Here is a 20,001-nt window from a genome sequence, read left to right on the forward strand (position 1 = left end):
AACAAATCATGATGCAAGTCCTGATCAACGCTTACGCCGTCAACCCGGACTGGGGCAGCGAACCCGGCATGGGGTGGAACTGGGTCATTCATCTGGCCCAGCACTGCAGGGTGCACGTCATTACGGAGGGGGAATGGCAGGAGAACATCGAAAGGGAACTCGTCCGTCTGCCGCAGGCCGGCAACATCGTGTTCCATTATCTTCCCGTGCCGGAGAAGGTGCGCCGGATGTGCTGGAACCAGGGGGACTGGCGCTTTTACCATCATTACAGGCGGTGGCAGGAACGGGCGCTTGTTCTGGCGCGGAAAATCATGGAGGAAAACCGTATCGATCTCATTCACCAGTTAAACATGATCGGCTTTCGGGAGCCGGGAATGTTGTGGAAAATCAAGGGAGTTCCCTATGTATGGGGACCGGTGGGCGGCATGGAGAATGCTCCGGTGGCCTATTTGTGGGAAAGCGGCTGGAAGCGGGCGGTACAGGCGGCATTGAAAAACGTGATCAATGCCGCTCAGGCCAGATTCCAGCCCAGGGTGCGGAAAGCTGTGAAGAGGGCTGATGCCGTCCTGGCTTCCGTCCAGGGGGTGAGGGAGATCATGGAACGTTGCCACCGCAGGAAGGTGTTCTTAATGAGTGAAACCGGCTGTTTTGCCCGGCCGGATGCCGTCCGTCCGGAAAAGAACGGCAGGGAATTCAGGTTGTTGTGGGCGGGACGCATGATCCCAACCAAACAACTGGCCCTGGCATTAAAAACCCTCAGCTATCTCCGAGACTTGCCGGATTTGAAGCTGCATGTCTGCGGAGGAGGGGAGAAAGAGCGGGACTGCCGGAATCTGGCGGAACGGCTGGGAGTGGAGGGGAAGTGCGTGTGGCATGGAATGGTCTCTAATGAGGAAGTCCAGGGATTCATGCGCGGAAGCGATCTGTTTTTTTTCCCGAGTATCATGGAGGCTACCTCCACCGTGCTTGTAGAAGCCTTGATGAACAGGCTGCCCGTGCTCTGTTTTGATACCTGCGGCATGGGGACCATTGTTGACGAAACCGTGGGATGCAAGATACCCCTGTCCCGTCCCGGACAGTCCGCCCGGGACTTTGCGGAACGCATCCGTTTCTTTTTCCACAACAGGAAAATATTGCAGGAGATGGATGGAGCGTTCCGCGCCAAGCAGAGGGAACTGGACTGGAACCGCAAGGCGGAAAGAATGGCCGGAATTTACCATGAAATTCTGGAAGGCCACCGCATTGCCCATGAATGAAAACCGTATGGAGACCTATTTCAGCATAAGATACGAATTTGACAGGGAACGCGTTTTCCAGCGCATGGACGGGGTGCTCCGTTCCGGAGGGAAGGGATACATCTGCGTGGCGGACGGCCACGTACTTTCCGAGGTGCAGCGCAACCGGGAATACCGGAAGGTGCTGGGCGGAGCCCTACTGACCATTTGCGACAGCGGCTGGGTACCCGTTTATCTGAAATGGCTGCTGCATGCGGACAGGCCCCAGTATTGCGGCGCCCAGATTTTCCACGATGTCATCGCTATGAAAAAATACAGAATGATGTTTCTGGGGGGAACTCGCGACACGCTGGACGCCCTGCGCCGGACCCTGGTGCGGGAGGATCCCCGCGTGGGATACATGCCTTTTGAGGAATTGCCTTTCTGCGCTGCGGATGAGTTTGATTACGGCGCCATTGCGGCGCGGATCAATGAATACCTGCCGGACATTATCTGGATTTCACTGGGCGCCCCCAAGCAGGAGGTATTCATGAACAGGCTGTGCCCCCATCTTCAGCGGGGAATTATGGTAGCCGTGGGCGCCGTTTTTCACTTTGCCGCCGGCGGCCGCATCAGGAGGGCTCCGGACTGGATGGTGGCCTGCAAACTCGAATTTCTCTACCGCATTTTCAATGAACCGCGAAAGCAAATGAAACGCTGCTGGAAAATCATCTCCGTATTGCCCTGGATTTTTATCCGGGAAAAACAACGGCAAAAAGCCGCCAGACCGGGGGACTCATCCGGATGGGGAGGAGAGACTCCCCGTTTGCCCTGCACCCTGGTTTCGTGTTTTGGGCAGGTTCCCGGCCATATGGGAGAACTGCTGGAATCATGGGGCAGGGAAAAGGACCGGAAATTCATCATTATCAGTGACGATGCGGGATTCTGGAATCTGCCCCCCAACGCCAGGCTTGTTCCGATGGCTTTTTGCGAACTCCAGCGCCTGGTCAGGATAAAACTGGGAAGGCGGCATAACGTGAAGGCTCCGGAGGATCTTCCGCCGCTTTTGCCGGAATACCCGGTTCTTTTTGAGGACTATGTGGGAGCAAACCGGGAATTGGAGGCCATGGCTCTGGAAGCGGGACCCGGCTCCTCTGAACCAGCAGTTTCGTCCTTCCATCGTTAACATTTCCCGATTCTTCAGGCTTCCGCCGCTACATTTATATATTTAAACCATGATTACTAAAATTTTTGTTTCCGGCTTTTACGATATCATCCATGCAGGGCATATTCAGTTTTTCCGTGAAGCCCGGTCATTGGGGGATTACCTCATCGTTTCCTTTGCATCGGAACAGGTACTCTGGGAAAGCAGGCGCAGAAAACCGTCCATTCCCGATGACCATAAAAAAGTGATTCTGGAAAGCCTGTGCATGGTGGACAAGGTGGTATGCGGAGAAAGCCTGACACCGGGAATGGACTTTGAACACGTTTTTCTCAAAGAGCGGCCCGATATTTTGGCCGTTACGGAAGATGACTGTTACGGCGATCTTAAAAAGGAATTATGTGCACGGACCGGAGCTCGGTATGTGGTGCTTCCCAAAACGCCTCCCTGCCCGGAACCAATTTCCACCACCCAGCTTGTGAACAGAATCAAGGCTCCGGCCAGTGTTCCGCTGCGCGTGGATTTTGCAGGAGGCTGGCTGGACGTTCCCCGCTATGCGCGGCCCGGGGCGTATATTGTCAACTGTGCGATCAGTCCGTTTGTTTCCCTGGATCACTGGCCTTATGAACTCCGTGCCGGACTGGGGGGCAGCGGTGCCTGGGCCATGCTGCAGGGCAGGGACCCCGTCCAGTCGGAGCTTGACCTGGGAGTAGGCTGGCAGGACCCCGCCGTGATTGCGGAAACGGGCTTGTGCGTCTGGAGGTCCGGCGCCTCTCCCGTGCTGGATATCAAGAGTACCGGTGATTTTCTGGCAGGCAGGATGGCGATTTTTCACACCGGGTATGCGCATGATACGCCGGGAATGGCTGACGGCTGCAGAAATTATGACCGCATAGCCCAGTCTTCCCTGATCGCCCGCGCCGGCGTGATGGAGCGCAATATTCATGAACTGGCTGCCGGCGTGGCACTGTACCACAGCGTGCAGCTCCAGGAAGGCATGGCTCCCCTCCCGGTCGTAGGAGAAGAGCTCGCCAAAAAATATCTGGGAGGCGGATTCGGCGGATATGCCCTGTATCTGTTCGCTTCCCGGGAGGACAGGGATGCCGCGGTTTGCCTCCATGGCGGCATGAGAGCCGTGGAACCGTTTTGTAAAAGTCCGTTCTGATTATTTTCCGGAATGAAAAGGTGCATGATTAGCGAATGCGGGGCAGAGCGGGAACCGGAAAAGGAACCGGGTTCTTCCGTGGCCGCTGTGCTTGAACCGGTTTCCGGAAGAACCCCGCGGGAATGCTGGCTTGACCTGGGCAGGGTGCTGGGGTTGTTCTTCATCATTCTATTCCATGCTTCGGGAAACGGCATGGAATTCCCGCTGTTCTTCCAGAGAGTGCCTTTTCTGTTCATGGCAGCGGCCTACTTTGTGGGACGCAGGAAAACGTTCGACTGGCGGCATTCCCCGTGCAGATATATTCTCTTTTATCTGGCGTGGAACGCCGCAGCTTGCCTGGAAGCGTTCTTCAGGCATTTGATTTATTTGAACCTGGGTTATTCAAGTACATGGGACTGGAGCATGCTGCCGTGGAAGCTGACGGGAGTCGGTACTACCTTTCCCTACGACGGCCCCCTGTGGTTCCTGAAATACGTGATGGCGCTGAGCATGCTCTCTTCGTTTTTATTCGTCCTCGGAAAAAGAAGGCTGCTGATTCCCGCAACGGTTGCCGTTCTCTTCTCTGTGACGTTGTTTCCGGAGATCAACGCGCTGTTTTCCGACCCTCCCCAGGTTCCTTGGGCGGATTCTCTGGCCTTTTTTATGATGGGGTTCTGCCTTTCCTCTCTGACGCTGGGCGAAATTAAGCTGTTCCTGAAAAAAACAAGTTGCCTTTCCCTCCCCGCGTGGGTGGCAATAGCGTGGATGAACCATTGCGGCGTCCTTTCCACGGAAACTCTGCACACCATACCTTGCTGGATTCCGGGGATTCTGGGTATGGGCTCCCTGTGCGTTCTTCTGGCGGAAAAGAAGTTCTTTCGTAACGTGGCGCGGGCATGCGCTCCCCTCTTCTTCTTCATTTATGCCGTCCATTGCCTGATCCTTCCCTACTTGATGCCGCTCCTCTCAAGACTCCTTCCAGAGGTACTTCCTTCTCCCGTGATTGCGGCGGTCCTGGTATTTGCGGGAGCATTCTTTCTTCATCGTCAGGTGGTCCGGCATTACCCCGGTTGGGAATATCTGATCTTTGCCCAAAAGCGGAGAAAGCCGGTGACTGACGGACAGGAAGAGAAGATATTTGCCGCCGCCTTTCCCCGGTCCGCTTCCCTCAATGAGCCCCCTCTTTAGAGGTCCTCCGATTTTTCTGAGGCTTATCTGGAAAAACGGGTCCTCCATGCTTGAGCCGCTATCATCTTTTCAAATGAATCTCTGTTGGCAACCCTTTTCCCATTTCTCCTTTGCCGTGCTCAATATCCCTTCTTCCACGGACAAACCTTTTCTGGCGCCCCGCTTCACAACTTCATTCAACATGGAGATTTTCATTCGAACGGCACTTTGAGATTCCAGTTCCGAAGGATATCCGGCATTCATTAAATGACGTAAGGAGGCCTGCACGTTCCCTGGGATTCTTGAAGGGCAAACCCGTGCGGAACCGCTGCCGTCCGGAAGCCAGCAGCCCCGGCCATTTCAGCCCAACTGATGGGATGGCCTGGAAGGAAATGAAAGAATATTGTTGCTAACAGATTATTATTAATATACAAATAAAAGAAGAAAACTTATTGATTTAAAAAAGATGACTGCCTTTATTCAGCTTCGCGTCCTGTTGCTCTGTGGTTTGCTGAGTTATCCGGCTGTTACGTGTGGAAAGGGAAAGGAAGGTATATCCGTCATGGTTCCGGAACAGGCTTCGCGGGAAAAGCTGGTGGATATGGCGGTCAAGGTAAGGCCTTCCAGTCGTCAACTGGATTACCAACAGCGGGAAATGCTGGGCTTCATCCATTTCGGCATGAATACGTTTACCGGTGTGGAATGGGGAACCGGAAAGGAGGCACCTGAAATTTTCAATCCTTCCCGGCTGGATGCCCGTTCCTGGGTAAAAACGTTTAAGGATGCCGGCGTAACGGGAGTTATCTTTGTAGCGAAGCACCATGACGGATTCTGCATGTGGCCCACCAAATGGACGGATCACAATATTTCCCGTTCTCCCTACAAGGGAGGAAAGGGAGACCTAGTCAGGGAAGTCTCTACGGCCTGCCGGGAACTGGGCATGAAATTCTGCATCTACCTTTCTCCGTGGGACATGCATGAAAAAAGCTTTGGGACGGAAAAGTACAATGATTTCTACGTCAACCAACTGGAAGAACTGCTGACCAATTACGGCCCGGTTTATCTTTTATGGTTTGACGGCGCCGGGGTGGACAGCAAAGTCAACGGGAAACGGACTCCCTTCGACTGGGAGAGGATCTTTAAAAAGGCCAGGGAATTGCAGCCGGACGTTCTTCTTTCCGGGGCGGCTCCCGATGTTCGGTGGGGCGGGAATGAGATGGGACGAGGTCGGGAAACGGAATGGTGCGTCCAGGGAGTTACGGCTTCGTCACGCCTGTTTGGCGGAAATAATGTGGGGATTCGGGCTAAAGACAGGAATCTGGGTTCCATTGACAGTCTTGTGGGGAAAAAGCAGCTCGTCTGGTACCCTTCACGTGCAGGCCTCCCCATCCGCAGAGGCTGGTTTTACCATGAGCGCGACGACAAATCCACCAAATCCCTTGATTATCTGGTGGACTGTTATTTTTCAACGGTCGGACAAAACTCCAATGTTCTTCCCAATCTCTCTCCCAATAAGGAAGGAATCATTCCGGAGGCGGACGCCAGGAGGATAATTCAATTCGGACGGGTGATTGAAAAGATGAAAAAAAACGACTTGGCCAAGGGCGCGCGGGCAAAAGCCCTTTCCGGGTGGACCGGAAATCCGGACTCCGGGCTTTTGTTTGACAACAATCCTTTTACAGGCTGGGCCACTGCCGATGGTACAACCCAGGCGCAGGTTGAAGTCCAATTGCCCGGAGAAAAAGAGTTCAATGTAATCAAGCTTCAGGAAAATGTCCGTGACTACGGTCAGCGTGTGGAGCGCTTTGCCGTGGATGCGTGGCTGGACGGCCAATGGAAACCCTTGGCTGAAAGTACTACCATCGGATTCCGTAAAATGATCAGGCTACCGGAGGCGGTGAAGTCTGATAAATTGAAGATACGCTTTCTGGATTCCCGCAAATCCATTTCATTCAGCAATTTGTCTTTATATTATCTGGCCCCGTTCTCAACGGAGGAAAACGTGGAATCCGTTCGGAAGCTGGACAGGAAGGAATGGAAAATAACCGTTGCCGAAAAAAAACTTCCCGCGGCCCAGTTGGAGCGGCTGAAAGACGGGAAAACGGATACTTATGTGGAAGTGGGCCTGCCTCCCAAAGGCTGTGACATTATTATTGATACGGGAAAAGTGCAGAAAATTGCCGGGTTGATTTATACGCCTGTGATGGAGGGAGGCCCGGGCCATATTGAAATGTATGATATCCGTCTCAGCAGCGACGGAAAAACGTGGGGAAATTCAGTGGCTTCAGGTCGTTTCGGCAATATCGTCAACAATCCGGTGGAGCAGGAGGTCAATTTTGCTCCCGTTGAAGCCAGATTCGTCAAATTCAGCGCTAAAAAGGGCGCCGGGGGAGCACGCAAAGCGGCTGTTGCCGAACTGGATTTGCTTTAACATGGCCTATAAGGGTCTTTCCATGAGGGAAAAGAGGGCAAGGAAACCAGGCAAATGGAAATTTGGGTCTTGCTCCGGTGTACTTCAACAGGAAGGACTGCCAGGCAGCAATGCGGCGGCTGATAAGAAGAAGGATGCTTGTTCCTTAATGAGTAATTAAGACATCTTATGTAAAAAGAAAGCGGCCCAAATGTTTTTCCGCTTACCATGCTTGCATTAACGGCTACATATCCGTTTGCTCTGCAATCGTGGCGCGTTGGAGGCGGGGATAGGGATACTTCAAATTTATATAGAAACATTATCCTGACGGCCGTATTTCCGGATAGGAACGGCTTTGTTTGGGCCCGACGTTTTTCACAGGATGATATTTCCCAGGAACAGGCGGAAACTTTCCATGAAGTGGTAGTACGCGTTGCCAACTCGAACAGCACGCCAGAAAATGAAGGGTACCTTTACCTTCTCGTTATCGACACTTCGGGGAAGAAGCAATAATACCGTCGCGAATCACGACGAAAAGATGTCTATCACTGCAAGACAATGTCTTTAAAAACCCCGTTTTTATGTTTTGCAGTTTCAAGAAAACAACAACCGAAAGCATTCTATTTCAAACGCTTGCGGTTGTTGTGAAATGGTGGAGGCGACGGGAGTCGAACCCGTGTCCTGAAGGCCGTTGATACCGGCATCTCCATGTTCAGACGCATGTTGCTGCGTTTCGCGGCCGCTTCGTCATGCGCCAACTAAGCAGGCTCGCTAGTTGCCTGTGGAAGTCTCGTGCGTTGCGCGGCAACCCCGCATTGCACCAGCCTGCTAAGCTTTCATCATCCCCTCTAGCAGGCGTTGAGGTTCTGACGCGGCTGAACTAATTAGGCAGCCAGAGCAAGGTCGTTAGACTCTGCATTTATTTTTTTAATCGGCTTTTTAGAAGGCCAGCCGATTAACCTTCACATGCAGCCAGCACCGCAGACTTCCAGTCGAAACCATGGCGCCCCCATATGTATTGCCGGTATAGACAAAAAATCCTGCCGTCGTGTTCAGGCAGGAATGATGTTTTACCGGATGTGATGCAAGTGGCACGCCCGTAGGGATTCGAACCCCAAACCTTCTGATCCGTAGTCAGACGCTCTATCCAATTGAGCTACGGGCGCTTTGACTTGCGTCGTTACCGCATAAGCGGTGAGAGAAATATAGATTTTTCTCCGGGAAAGTCAAGATGTTTGTGATGTAATTTGATAAAATAATCGGCATTTTCTTTTTCCCCAGGGACGGAATTTTCCCATGCCGGCCGGCTGGCATTCCCTTCTGCTCATGGGGAAAGGCGTTGCGCGATGGCGTGTCCTGTGGCACACTGTGTGTGAAGATGAGTGGGTTCAAGCTGATCAGATCTCCCATGGAGGCATTGAAGGAACACTTCGGGTTTTCCGGGCTGAGGGAGGGGCAGGACCGTGTGGTGGCTGCCATCATGGAGGGGCGCAACGTTCTGGTGGTGATGCCTACCGGGGGCGGCAAGTCCCTGTGCTACCAGCTTCCCGCCCTGTGCCGGGAGGGCGTATGCCTGGTGGTCAGCCCGCTGATTGCCCTGATGAAGGACCAGGTGGATGCCCTTGTGGCCAAAGGCATTCCCGCGACCATGATCAACAGCTCCCTGAGTTTCCCGGAACAGAAGGAACGCCTGTCCGGCATGAAGGAAGGAAGCTACAAGCTGGTGTATGTGGCTCCGGAACGTTTCGGCCATGAGGGATTCATGCGGGCCCTGGCGGAGGTGGACGTGAACATGGTGGCCGTGGACGAGGCCCATTGCCTGAGCCAGTGGGGGCACGATTTCCGTCCGGATTATTTGAAACTTGGCCGCGCGATTGAAGCCATGGGGCGGCCGCAGGTCGCGGCCCTGACCGCCACGGCTACGCCCCGCGTGCGGGACGATATTCTGGAGCATCTGCATCTGGAAGACCCTGTGACCATCGTGCGCGGTTTTGCCCGGGAGAACCTGCATTTCCGGATTACCGCCTGTGATACGCACAAGGAGAAGTACAAGAGACTGTACGATCTTGTAAAACGCAACAAAACGGGTATCATTTACTGTTCCACCCGCAAGAAGGTGGAACAGGTGTATGAGGCGCTTTCCGATCTGGGCCTGAGCGTTACAGCCTACCATGCCGGCATGACGGACGCCCAGCGGGAGGAGGCGCAGAATGCCTTTATGAACCGTCAGGCGGACATCGTCATTGCCACGAATGCCTTCGGCATGGGGATTGACCGTGCGGATGTCAGGTTTGTGGCCCATTTTGAGATTCCCGGCAGTGTGGAAGCCTTTTACCAGGAAGCCGGGCGGGCCGGACGCGACGGCCGGGACGCTTATTGTGAGCTTTTATTCAACCATGCGGACTTGAGGACGCAGGAGTTTTTCATTGAGGGAGTCAATCCCGGCGTGCCTCTTATTGTGGAGCTGTATGAGTTGCTGCGGAAGCATTGCAGCGCGGAGTCTCACGAGGTGTCCTGGACTCTGGAGGAAATGGCGGAACGCCTCAAGTGCCGGAATGCCATGCAGGTGGGAGCGGCGCTGTCCGTCCTGATGCGCAACGGAGCCATCAGCCGCCATGATGTTCCGGGGCAGCGGGTGAAGCTGACCAGGGTGGCGGACCCGTCCATGAGCGGCCTGAAGATACCTCTGGACGAACGGGCCATCCGGGAGAAGGAGGTGCGCGACCGCGAGAAGCTGAAGGCCATGACGGAGTTTGCCTATTCGGCCGGATGCCGCCAGCAGTGGATTCTGAATTACTTTGGAGAGGAAGGGGCCGTTCCCTGCGGCCGCTGTGACCAGTGCATGGCCCTGGGAGTGGAGGAAGGCCAGGTGATGGGGGAGGAGGAAACCAGAGTCGTGCGGCAGGCGTTGAGCGGCATTGCACGCGCTTCCGTCCGGCAGGCGGACGGTTCCTGGCAGGGACGCTGGGGCAGGACGAAAGTCATCCACATGCTCAAGGGGTCCAAGTCACAGGATTTGTTGAAGACGTCTCTGGTCCGGCTGAGTACGTACGGCATTCTTTCATCTTGGAGTGAGGACGATATACGCCAGTTGTTCCGCGCCATGCAAATGGCGGGCCTCACTAAAATGAGCGGGGAAGCGGACCGCCCCCTGGTTACCCTGAGCCCGAAGGGGAACGAGGTGATGATGGGCAGGCAGGAGGTTTCCATGATCTGGCCTTTCGCCCGCAGGAGCGCTGCCCCGGACCGCAGGGGGCAGACCAGGGTCCGCTCCACGGGGGATTTTGCCGCCCTGGGGGAGTTTGATGAAGATTTATTTATGAAATTGAAAGAACTGCGGAATGAACTGGCCCGGGAAGCCGGAATACCCGCTTACGCGGTTTTCCACAATTCCACGCTGGAAGCCATGGCCCGGCTGAAACCTACTACGCGCCGGGGGGCCATGAACATACACGGCATCGGGGAGCGGAAGGCCGCACGTTATCTGGATGATTTTCTGGAGATAATCGCCGAACATTGCGGCGTGTAGGAGGCCGGTCTTTCCGTCTTGCGCTTTCCTCCCGATCTCTCAGAAAGGGAAATACTTCCATTTTTATCCGTTGTCTGGCAACTGAATGTTACAACGGAGTTACATTTGCCTGCGGAGGGTGGTTGAAGGTTGATTTTCTGAAAACGGGCTGTTTAGTCTGTATTCATGAAAACAGACAATGATACCATGACTGGTGCGGAGCGTCTGGTTCTGGCCGCCGGGGCCGGACTGCTTCCATTCTTCCTGTTTGGAACTTGCGGATGGGCTTCCATGCCTGACGCTACCTCTGGAGAACCTTCCCTGCCAAGTGTAAAGATGGTTCCCAAAAAGCTGGCCCTGTTCAAAAACGGGTACGGCACGGTGACGCTGGAAGGGAAGACGGCGGAAGGCTCCTCCATGGAGCTGGCCGGGCTTCCCACTCCTTCCTACGGATCATTCTGGCTTTCCGCAGAGCAGGGCGTTTCCGTCCGGGAATTGATCAGCAGCAAGGTGAAGGAAATCATCCCCAAGCCGGAATACGGCAGGAATGAATTGCTTGCCGCCAATGCCGGAAAGCTGATCAAGATCACAACCACAGAAGGAGGAATGATTGTAGGAAGAATGGTGAAGCCAGTGAACAACAAGGTCCGGGAATCCAATCGTCCCAATTTGATGGGCTCCCTTTCTTCTCCTGTGGAAGACGGCCGGGACATGAACAGGTCTTCCTTTGCGATGGCGGGAAGCCTCCTGATGCAGACGGAGACCGGACATGTGGTGCTCCAGGAAGCCGCGGTTCAACAGGTCGAGTTTCTGGAAAAGGAGATTTCCTTTCCCACCTGGACGACGGACAGAACGCGGTTGGTGATGAACCTTGAAAAACCGGCTCCGGGAAAAACGGTGACCGTGAACAGCCTGTCTTCCGGGATCAGCTGGCTGCCCACCTACCGGGTAGAGCTGGGTGCGGAAGGACATGCACAATTGCAGTGCAAGGCGACGATCATGAATGAACTGATGGATTTGGAGAAGGTGGATATGGAGCTTATTTCCGGCTTCCCTCGCCTGGCGATGCCCGGGCTGCCTTCTCCCATCTCCATGAAGCAGAACATGAGCGCCTTGTTTGCCGCCCTGGGGTCCGAAAAACCCGGAACGGAATACGCCCGGTCCCTCATGGACAACTACATGAGCCAGGCCCGCACTCCGCAGCCCGTATTCACCATGGAGAAGGCCACGGCCATTGATCCGGGAACCGTCAAACAGGCGGAGGATTTGTTCTTCTACTCCCTTCCGGATTTTTCCTGCAAGTATCGGGAGACGGTGACCAGAAACCTGTTTGGCGGCGATGTTCCCTACCGCCACATTTATACGTGGGACATTCCCAACCAGAAGGGCCTGTCGGAATGGAACCAGAACCGCGACCGCGGGGCGGCGGTTTCCCCGCTGGACGTCTGGCACTGCATCCAGTTGACGAATGGCTTGAATCTGCCCTGGTCCACGGGAATGGTGGAATTCGTTTCCCAGGGCAGACTTGCCGGGCAGAGCACGCTCACCTTCACCAATCCGGGAGAACGTGTCCTGGTCAGGCTGAATAAATCCATGGAAACCATGGTTCATGTCTCGGAAGAAACGCTTTCTTCCGAACCGGTGAAGGTGAGAAGCTCCAGCTATCAGAAATACACCGTAAAGGGAACTCTGACCATGAGAAATGTTTCCGGCAGGAACATGGAATTCCAGGTAAACAAGAACATTATCGGGACTCCGGAAACTGTTTCGGGAGAAGGAGAAATGTCCAGCCTTCCCAATTGGAACCGTTCCCTGAATCCTGACGGAAAATTCCAGTGGAAACTCACGCTGAAGCCGGATGAGAAAAAGGACCTGGAGTATCAATATACTTATCTGGATTAATTCCTGCCCTTATATTTATGTATTGACATCATTTGGAGTAGTGTGTACTTTCTCCCCCACACATTACTCAGACGGAGCGGTGGCTGAGAGGCTGAAAGCACTCCTTTGCTAAAGGAACGTACTGGCAAAACCGGTACCGAGGGTTCGAATCCCTCCCGCTCCGCCAGCATTTTCAGTATGCTGGTGCATGTTTAGCCCTGAAACATCAGGGCTTTTTCATTTCTTGGAATATTCTTGCCGCTGAAAAGCAGGGATAATTTATTATGTCCGGTTCAGGGAGGCTCAGATAATGGAAAGGAGAGTGAAGATGAGGCCGGAAGATAGCATCCTCTTGATTGTACCAGGAATATGTCCTTCTGCTGCAGGCAGGGCCATATCTTTGTCTGCCCTAAGAAGCGTCATACTCAACAACGCTGGAAATGGAGGATATCGGGTATGGACTGCCCAAGAGCTGGATTGATGAAAAGGTAAAAAGGAAGACCGGAAAAGCTTGCACAACCGTGCCCCGGCCAATCTGCCTGCCCTGGATTGAGGGGGTCAAACTTATTCCGGAATATCTGGAGAAAGAGACCCCAAAAGCTTCTTACATTCTATCGAGTTGTTGAAGAATGAAGAGCTCCGGCCATGGCATATTCCATGACCGGAGCTGATGAAGTGAACCGGGAGACGGAAAGTGCCCCTCTCTATTTATTGGCGTTTTTGTAAACAAGGTTGCCGTAATATTGGGGGATGAGCCAGTCCTTGCCCCAGGATGTCTGTTTAAGCTGTTCTATGTCTTCGGGAATGAGGTCGTCAGCCGTCAGTTCGTTTTTATTATCTACGTTGCAGTTGTAGGGCTCGCAGCCCCATTCCTTGCGGATGTAGTCGGAAAATTCCTCTATGCGGATAACCGTGTCAATCCGGTGGGTGAAGAGGAAATGGTTATATTGCGACTGAAGATGAACTTCAAAGGGATCCGGGTAGTTCCGGTCGTTGAGCTTGATGAGCAGGAGTATTGTTTCAATAAAACAGCGCTTGTCCTTGCAGGCTGCCGTGTAAGGAAGGAGCAGATTTGCGGCGATGCACCAGGCATAATTGCAGAGGTTGACGAAGCGGTCTACAGGGTTGCGGTAGGTGATGATGTGACGGTAGCTTCCCAGTTTTTCCGCATTGTAGCTCGCATGTCCCCTGACCTGGGAACAGGCGAAACCGTCCCTCCATATCGGATTTTGGGCTCCGGTTTCGCGTATCGTGTATCCGTTGTGTTCGTGTAGCGCGGTTCCGAGCAGAGTGGAACAGGCATTTTTGGCGACCAGATAGCCTACAGTCTTATGCTCATGAGAGACAATGAAGCGTGTGCCTTCCTTTGCATGAGGGTCAGTGCACAGGAAATGCAGTCCTCCCCGGGAGTTGAGCAGAATCCATTCGTCTGTAGCGGGGTTGCGGTGCAGGTATTCCAGAGAACGGTATTTGGGCCACCACAAGGTCATGGCAGTTTCCGATCTGGAGAGAATCTGGGCCTGGTCTGGACAGGAGGCCGTCCGAGTGAGCCTGTCGCCTTGAATTTCACAATCAGCCTGGAAGTGGTAGGCAACGACGCGAATGATTTGGTTGTTAGACATGCTTTAGTTTTGCAGGATATTTGTGAGGCATGTAACAGGAAACGGAACAGGGAAAAGAATGCCACTTCCCTGGCATGTGGGGCTATTGCCAGCCGGTATCTCTGCGTTGTACTTTTTCCCAAAGCTTATGGAAACTATTTGTCCGGAAGATATTTCCGAGGGAATATTTCCTGAAGGGAGAATATGAAAAAGAGTTCGTTTGCGATTACTCGAAAGGAAAGACCATGCTGCCCTGTCCCATTTGTGGCAGGGAATTGGTCCGTGGTTTAATTCGGACTCCTCATATTTTCCCAATTCCTGTGAAAGTAATTTTTTGTTTGGGAGTCATTCTTTTTTCTCTGCGGGAAAATAGTCGGCTACGGTTTCCCGTACTTCTTCCAGCCATTTGCGGCGGTCGTCGGGCGTGCTGTCTGCGATGATGCGGAACATTTTTCTTTCAAAGGCGGTTACGCCGCAGAAAGCAAAGATGCAGTCTTTCCAGATGCGCTGGAGGGGATCGCCGAAGACGGATTGTTCGCGCTCCTCCGGGGTATTGGAGGTATTGAAAACCAGGGCCGCTTTTGCTTTCAGAAGGCCGATGGGAAGACCGCCCCCGTTGTCTTCCTTGGGAAAGATGTAGGCTACTTCCTCCCTCAGAACGCGGTCCACCCACCCTTTCATGATGGCGGGAGGCTGCCCCCACCAGTTGATGTTCCTTCAGGATTTCCACGGCTGCCGCGGCCATGGCCGCATTAAAACTGTCCTTGTAGGGGTGTCCCAGAATAACGGATATGTTCATGTCGGTGATGAGGTTGTTGACCGACCGCCTGTGGAGGAACGGTTTTCCGGCTGCCTTGTCCCCAGGTTAACTCCGAATAAAGGGCAAGTCAAACCGGGGAGAGGAACGGAAAAAATGGCCCCGTTTTATTGCATGGAAACTTGCCGGATGAAATAATCTTTTTAGAAGGAACTTATTTCTTTTTCCTGTGAGGCCTGCCATGGTCAGAACGGTGTTTTCCCTTTATAAAGAAAATCAGTTTTGCTGTTTCTGCCAACTGTACGGTCAATGAGATCGGGAATGTCTTCCTTTGAATATCCTGCCTTGAGAAGGAATTCTTCCATGTTGGCATAGTTGCTTGGAAATACAGAGACAAGGATTTCCATGAAAGTTTTTTCAAGCTCCTTGACTTCGTCTTCGAAGACCTCATTTCTTGTGTTGATAAAAGACTCTCCTGTTGCAACCTCGTTCATGAGCTTCCGAAGGTCTTCCATTTTAAGATGTCGGAGTTTTTTTACTTGTTCTTCGGCAGATCGATGAGCAAGGCCTCCTTGTTGAGGTTCGTCCTCGGTAATCCGGAAGGGATTGGTCTCGTGCGCACTTTTGAATTGCCTCAATATATGGGCATAATAAGGGAGCAGGAGGCGTGTAATGATCCGCTTCTTTTCAGGCTCCCTGATTTTATCGGTTTTTCTAACCAGCCTGATATATTTTTCCATGAAGAGACAAACCTTGGATTTTTGGTTAATATCAGACATGTCGTCAATGTTTATTTCCGGTTCGGTTTGCTTGTATGTGTTGAAGGAAAAGGTGGGGCCCAAAGCTACGAGATAGCAATGCCATATTTTTTCCCTCAATTCGGTATCAACATTGTCTCGTGTCGTTACCTTGAAGGTATGTGTATGTTTTTTAGCCTTTTCATAAAATGATTTGAACAGCTTGTTCCGCAGGGATGAGGAAAGTTCCTGGACGGCGGGAGAGGTCTGTCGATATGAGTCAATGCAGGCGGGACTTTCCAGCATGGGGTTGGGGTCGGCAGCATTGGCCGCCCCGATAAAGAGACAGACCACAAATATGTATAAAGGTGGTAACGTGTTCATAGTGTTTTAACCTTTATTGCTGTTTTTTTTAAAGGCCGTGCCAGATTTTTCTGCGATGGTTTTCGTCGTAAGTTTGTCAATAGACTCAATATAAGCTTGCCATTTTGCTTCCCTGAAAAATAGCATTTTCTTTTCCAAGCCTGACATTCTCTGAATGAACAGGGAAATCACATTTTCCTCTCTGTCAATAGGATGTTGGCACTGAATCAGATTGCCAGAGAATAAAATCAAAACCGTAGGAATAGGGAAGAAGAGTCCGCAAACATGCAGTCTTAAAAGATGGAATCATGGAGGGCTTGAGGCGAGGTATATTGGAAATAGAAGGACCTTATATGAAATTGATCGTCCTGGTAAATCCGTTGGAGAGCATGGAATGCCAGGAGTTTTGTTTACCCATAAAAAAGCGCCTCCCATTGCGGGAGGCGCTTGGAAACAGGTTGATGAAAGCAGCCAGTTACATGCCCTTGTTTTTCATGGCTTCCGCCAGGGCGGCGCCCATCTGGGCCGGGGTCTTGGCGACCACGATGCCCGCTTCGCGCAGGGCTTCCTGCTTGGCGGCGGCGGTGCCTTTGCCTCCGGCCACGATGGCGCCCGCGTGGCCCATGCGGCGTCCCTTGGGAGCCGTGGCTCCGGCGATGAACGCGGCTACGGGCTTCTTGCAGTTGTTCTTGATCCATTCGGCGGCTTCCTCTTCCTCGGAACCGCCGATTTCACCGATCATGATGAAGGCGTCCGTATTGGGGTCTTCCGTGAAGAATTGAACGGCCTGCTGCTGGGTCATGCCGTGGACGGGGTCGCCGCCGATGCCGATGCACATGCTCTGGCCCAGGCCCATGTTGGTGACCTGCCACACGGCTTCATAAGTGAGCGTGCCGGAACGGGAGACGATGCCGATTCTGCCGGGCTTGAAGATGTAGGCCGGCATGATGCCGATCTTGCAGCTGGCGGAGGGGTTGACGATGCCGGGGCAGTTCGGGCCGATGAGGGTTACGTCCTTGTCTTTCAGGAATACCTTCACTTTCTGCATGTCCTGCACCGGGATGCCTTCCGTGATGCAGACGATGAGTTTGACGCCCGCGTCCGCGGCTTCCATGATGGCGTCGGCCGCGAAGGGCGGCGGGACGAAGATCATGGAGGCGTTGCAGTCCGTGGCCTTTTTGGCTTCCGCCACGGTGTCGAATACGGGGACCTTGTCTTCAAAGAGCTGGCCGCCCTTGCCGGGGGTCACGCCGGCAACCACGTTGGTGCCGAAGTCCATGCAGTTTTTGGCATGGAATGCGCCGGCGCTGCCGGTGATGCCTTGCACGACGAGACGGGTGTTTTTGTCAATGAGAGATGTCATTGTCGTAATAAATGGTGAGGGTTATTTGACGGCCGCAACCGCCTTCTGGGCGGCTTCGTCCAGGTTGTCGGCAGGGATGATGGCGATGCCGCTGTCAGCGAGGATTTTCTTGCCGATTTCCACGTTGGTGCCTTCCAGGCGGACGACGAGCGGGATTTTCATGTCGATGTTTTTCGCAGCGGCCACGATGCCCTGGGCGATGACGTCGCAGCGCATGATGCCGCCGAAGATGTTGACGAGAAGGGCCTTCACGTTCTTGTCGCTGGTGAGGATGCGGAACGCGTTGGTTACCATTTCCTCCGTGGCGGAACCGCCCACATCCAGGAAGTTGGCGGGATCTCCGCCGTAGTATTTGATGATGTCCATCGTGGCCATGGCCAGTCCGGCGCCGTTTACCATGCAACCGATGTTGCCGTCCAGCCCGATGTAGTTCAGGTCGTACTTGCCGGCTTCCACTTCGCGGGGGTCTTCTTCCGTTTCATCCCGCATTTCCATGATTTCCGGATGGCGGTACAGGGCGTTGTCGTCAAAGTTGAATTTGGCGTCCAGGGCGCACACGCGGTCATCCGTGGTGACGACGAGGGGGTTGATTTCCACCAGGGAGCAGTCCAGGGCGGTGAAGAGCTTGTAAACGTTGGTGATGAGCTTGGTCGCCTGGCGGAGCAGGGGGCCGGTGAGGCCCAGGGCCACGGCGATCTTGAGGGCCTGGAAGGGCAGGATGCCCAGGGCCGGGTCAATGTGTTCCCGGATGATGGCTTCCGGCCGGGTGGCCGCCACTTCTTCAATGTCCATGCCGCCTTCCGTGCTGGCTACGATGACGGGGCATTCCCGGGCGCGGTCCTGCAGGATGGCGAAGTAGCATTCCTTTTTAAGGTCCACGGCTTCCGCCACCATGATCTTGCTGACCAGCTTGCCGGCTTCCCCGGTCTGCTTGGTGACCAGTACCTGGTTAAGCATTTTGCCGGCCACGTCTTCCACTTCCTCCACGGAATTGACGACGTGCACGCCGCCCTGGAACCCGTTTTTGAATGTGCCTTTGCCGCGTCCTCCGGCATGTACCTGTGCCTTAACTACGTATTGGGAAACGCCCATGTCGCGGGCTATTTGTGCGGCTTCCTGGGCGGTGGTGGCGGCAATTCCCTTGGGAGTTGCCACGCCAAAGCGCTCAAAGAGTTGTTTTGCTTGATATTCGTGAATATTCATGACAGTGGGCCGTTCGGCCAAATGTTTGCGGAAGAAAGGCTAGGACTATTTCCCGTGCCGGTCAAGGGATAATGGTTTGGTCTTTTTATTTTTTTCCGTTGCCGTTGTGGAAGTCAAAGAGGACAGAAGGCTTGACTGTCTGCATAAAGATTGGGAAACTTCCCTCCCATTTTCCGTATGTTGCTATTTTATGAAAATTTATCGACCTGCCGACAGTTGTTTTAAAGAGATGAAAGGCCGGATGAACCGCCGGGCCCTTCCCGAGAATTCCGTAAGAGATACCGTTAATTCCATTATTCAGGACGTTGCCGTCCGCGGAGACGCCGCCCTGTTTGATTATGCCGCCAGGTTTGACAAGGTCAGCCTGGACAGCGGCTCCCTGTTTGTCACCGCGGAGGAACTGGCAGAGGCGGAAGCTGCCGTGGAGGAGTCCGTGAAGGAGGCCATTGCCGCTTCTCTGGCGAACATCCATTATTTTTCAGACCGCAGCCGCAGGCAGGACTGGTCCGGAGTGAACGCCCAGGGCGTGGAGGTTGCGGAACGCTTCCTTCCCTATGACCGCGTGGGCATTTACATTCCCGGGGGCAAGGCTCCCCTCGTGTCCACCTCCATCATGACGGGCGGCTTTGCCCAGGCCGCCGGCGTGCGGGAAATCGTGGCCGCCACGCCGTGCGGGCCGGACGGACGGGTGAACCCCGCTCTTTTATATGCGCTGAAGGCTTCCGGTGCCACGGAAATTATCAAGATAGGCGGCGCCCAGGCGATCGCCGCGCTGGCGTTGGGTACGGAAAGCGTGAAGCCCGTGGAAAAGATTTTCGGCCCCGGCAACCGGTTTGTAGTAGAGGCCAAGCGCCAGCTGGTGGGTGCCGTAGCCATCGATCTTCTTCCCGGGCCGAGCGAAGTGATGGTGCTGGCGGACGAGACGGCGGACGCCGAGTTTCTGGCCGCCGACCTGCTGGCCCAGGGCGAGCACGGGCCGGACAGCGTCGTGGTATTTGTGACCACCTCGGAAGAGCTGCTGGAACGGGTGGAGGCGGAAGTGGAACGCCAGGCGGCCCTGCTGAGCCGGGGCGCCATCATCCGGGAGGTGCTGGACAAGCACGCGTACGGTTTTCTGGTCTCCTCCATTCAGGAGGGGGTGGATCTGGTGAATGCGTTTGCTCCGGAACACCTGGTCCTGGTGACGGAGGATGAAGATTCCGTGCTGGCGGCCATCCGGACGGCCGGGGCCATTTATGCGGGGGCCCTGTCCACGGTGGCCTGCGGGGATTTTCTGGCGGGCCCCAGCCATACGCTGCCCACGGGCGGCGCGGGCAAGTCGTTCTCCGGCCTTCGGGCGGACCAGTTCCAGCGGCGCACGAGCGTGGTCCGCATGAACGAGGATGCCGTTCTGAAATCGGCGCCGTACGTGGCGGAGTTCGCCCGCGTAGAGGGATTGGATGCCCACAACCATTCCCTCCAGGTGCGCGCCTCCCGCGTGAACCGGTAACA

The 20,001-nt window shown here is 54.2% G+C and carries 13 protein-coding genes, 2 tRNA genes, 1 other RNA gene and 1 pseudogene; 9 read left to right on the forward strand and 8 right to left on the reverse strand.

The window, feature by feature from the left end:
- The first annotated feature begins 8 nt into the window (after positions 1–8).
- From OQH67_RS10760 to OQH67_RS10780, 5 genes are all read left to right on the forward strand, one after another.
- Entirely contained in the window at positions 9–1,256 is a 1,248-nt protein-coding gene (locus OQH67_RS10760; RefSeq protein ID WP_215436251.1) for a glycosyltransferase family 4 protein, read from the forward strand.
- Positions 1,249–2,400 carry a WecB/TagA/CpsF family glycosyltransferase gene (locus OQH67_RS10765; protein ID WP_215436248.1) on the forward strand — a complete coding sequence of 384 codons (1,152 nt, stop codon included), beginning with the start codon at positions 1,249–1,251 and terminating at the stop codon, positions 2,398–2,400. The genes OQH67_RS10760 and OQH67_RS10765 overlap by 8 nt, the downstream gene beginning before the upstream one ends.
- A 49-nt stretch (positions 2,401–2,449) precedes the next feature.
- Positions 2,450–3,541, forward strand: a complete 1,092-nt coding sequence (locus OQH67_RS10770) for an adenylyltransferase/cytidyltransferase family protein (RefSeq protein WP_218957823.1) — start codon at positions 2,450–2,452, stop codon at positions 3,539–3,541.
- A 24-nt stretch (positions 3,542–3,565) separates the two neighbouring features.
- On the forward strand, positions 3,566–4,708 hold the full coding sequence (locus OQH67_RS10775; protein WP_215436245.1) for an acyltransferase family protein: 1,143 nt from the start codon (positions 3,566–3,568) through the stop codon (positions 4,706–4,708).
- Between the two features lie 541 nt (positions 4,709–5,249).
- Positions 5,250–7,118 carry an alpha-L-fucosidase gene (locus OQH67_RS10780; protein WP_215436241.1) on the forward strand — a complete coding sequence of 623 codons (1,869 nt, stop codon included), beginning with the start codon at positions 5,250–5,252 and terminating at the stop codon, positions 7,116–7,118.
- Positions 7,119–7,747: 629 nt separating this feature from the next.
- Here OQH67_RS10780 and ssrA read toward each other — a convergent pair.
- Together ssrA and OQH67_RS10790 are read right to left on the reverse strand one after the other, a co-directional pair.
- Positions 7,748–8,108, reverse strand: a transfer-messenger RNA (tmRNA) gene (ssrA, locus tag OQH67_RS10785).
- Positions 8,109–8,186: 78 nt separating this feature from the next.
- A tRNA-Arg gene (locus tag OQH67_RS10790) sits at positions 8,187–8,263 on the reverse strand.
- 212 nt (positions 8,264–8,475) lie between these two features.
- Between OQH67_RS10790 and OQH67_RS10795 the strand changes: the two genes are divergently transcribed.
- The 3 genes from OQH67_RS10795 (at position 8,476) to OQH67_RS10805 (ending at position 12,673) form a co-directional block, all read left to right on the forward strand.
- A complete protein-coding gene (locus OQH67_RS10795; RefSeq protein WP_215436235.1) occupies positions 8,476–10,626 on the forward strand; it encodes a RecQ family ATP-dependent DNA helicase in 2,151 nt (716 codons plus the stop codon).
- A gap of 165 nt (positions 10,627–10,791) precedes the next feature.
- A complete protein-coding gene (locus OQH67_RS10800) occupies positions 10,792–12,507 on the forward strand; it encodes a DUF4139 domain-containing protein (RefSeq protein ID WP_215436232.1) in 1,716 nt (571 codons plus the stop codon).
- Between the two features lie 73 nt (positions 12,508–12,580).
- A tRNA-Ser gene (locus OQH67_RS10805) sits at positions 12,581–12,673 on the forward strand.
- Positions 12,674–13,190: 517 nt separating this feature from the next.
- On the opposite strand, the gene OQH67_RS10810 is transcribed toward OQH67_RS10805, so the two are convergent.
- The 6 genes and pseudogenes from OQH67_RS10810 to sucC all read right to left on the reverse strand — a co-directional run bounded on the left by OQH67_RS10810 (position 13,191) and on the right by sucC (position 18,510).
- Positions 13,191–14,108: a hypothetical protein gene (locus tag OQH67_RS10810; RefSeq protein ID WP_215436229.1), complete on the reverse strand. Its 918-nt coding sequence runs from the start codon at positions 14,106–14,108 to the stop codon at positions 13,191–13,193.
- Between the two features lie 324 nt (positions 14,109–14,432).
- Positions 14,433–14,886: pseudogene (locus OQH67_RS10815) on the reverse strand (NAD(P)H-dependent oxidoreductase).
- A gap of 203 nt (positions 14,887–15,089) precedes the next feature.
- Entirely contained in the window at positions 15,090–15,965 is an 876-nt protein-coding gene (locus tag OQH67_RS10820) for a hypothetical protein (RefSeq protein WP_215436222.1), read from the reverse strand.
- Between the two features lie 6 nt (positions 15,966–15,971).
- Entirely contained in the window at positions 15,972–16,136 is a 165-nt protein-coding gene (locus OQH67_RS10825) for a hypothetical protein (RefSeq protein WP_215458963.1), read from the reverse strand.
- A 283-nt stretch (positions 16,137–16,419) separates the two neighbouring features.
- Entirely contained in the window at positions 16,420–17,307 is an 888-nt protein-coding gene (sucD, locus tag OQH67_RS10830; RefSeq protein ID WP_215436217.1) for a succinate--CoA ligase subunit alpha, read from the reverse strand.
- 21 nt (positions 17,308–17,328) lie between these two features.
- The gene (gene sucC, locus OQH67_RS10835) at positions 17,329–18,510 is read right to left on the reverse strand and encodes an ADP-forming succinate--CoA ligase subunit beta (RefSeq protein ID WP_067570760.1); all 1,182 of its coding nucleotides are present in this window, start codon (positions 18,508–18,510) and stop codon (positions 17,329–17,331) included.
- Between the two features lie 241 nt (positions 18,511–18,751).
- Between sucC and hisD the strand changes: the two genes are divergently transcribed.
- Positions 18,752–19,999 (forward strand): histidinol dehydrogenase, encoded by a 1,248-nt coding sequence (gene hisD / locus OQH67_RS10840; protein ID WP_251828237.1) that lies wholly within the window; start codon positions 18,752–18,754, stop codon positions 19,997–19,999.
- Positions 20,000–20,001 lie beyond the last annotated feature (2 nt).

Source organism: Akkermansia biwaensis (genome assembly GCF_026072915.1).
Lineage (GTDB): Bacteria > Verrucomicrobiota > Verrucomicrobiia > Verrucomicrobiales > Akkermansiaceae > Akkermansia > Akkermansia biwaensis.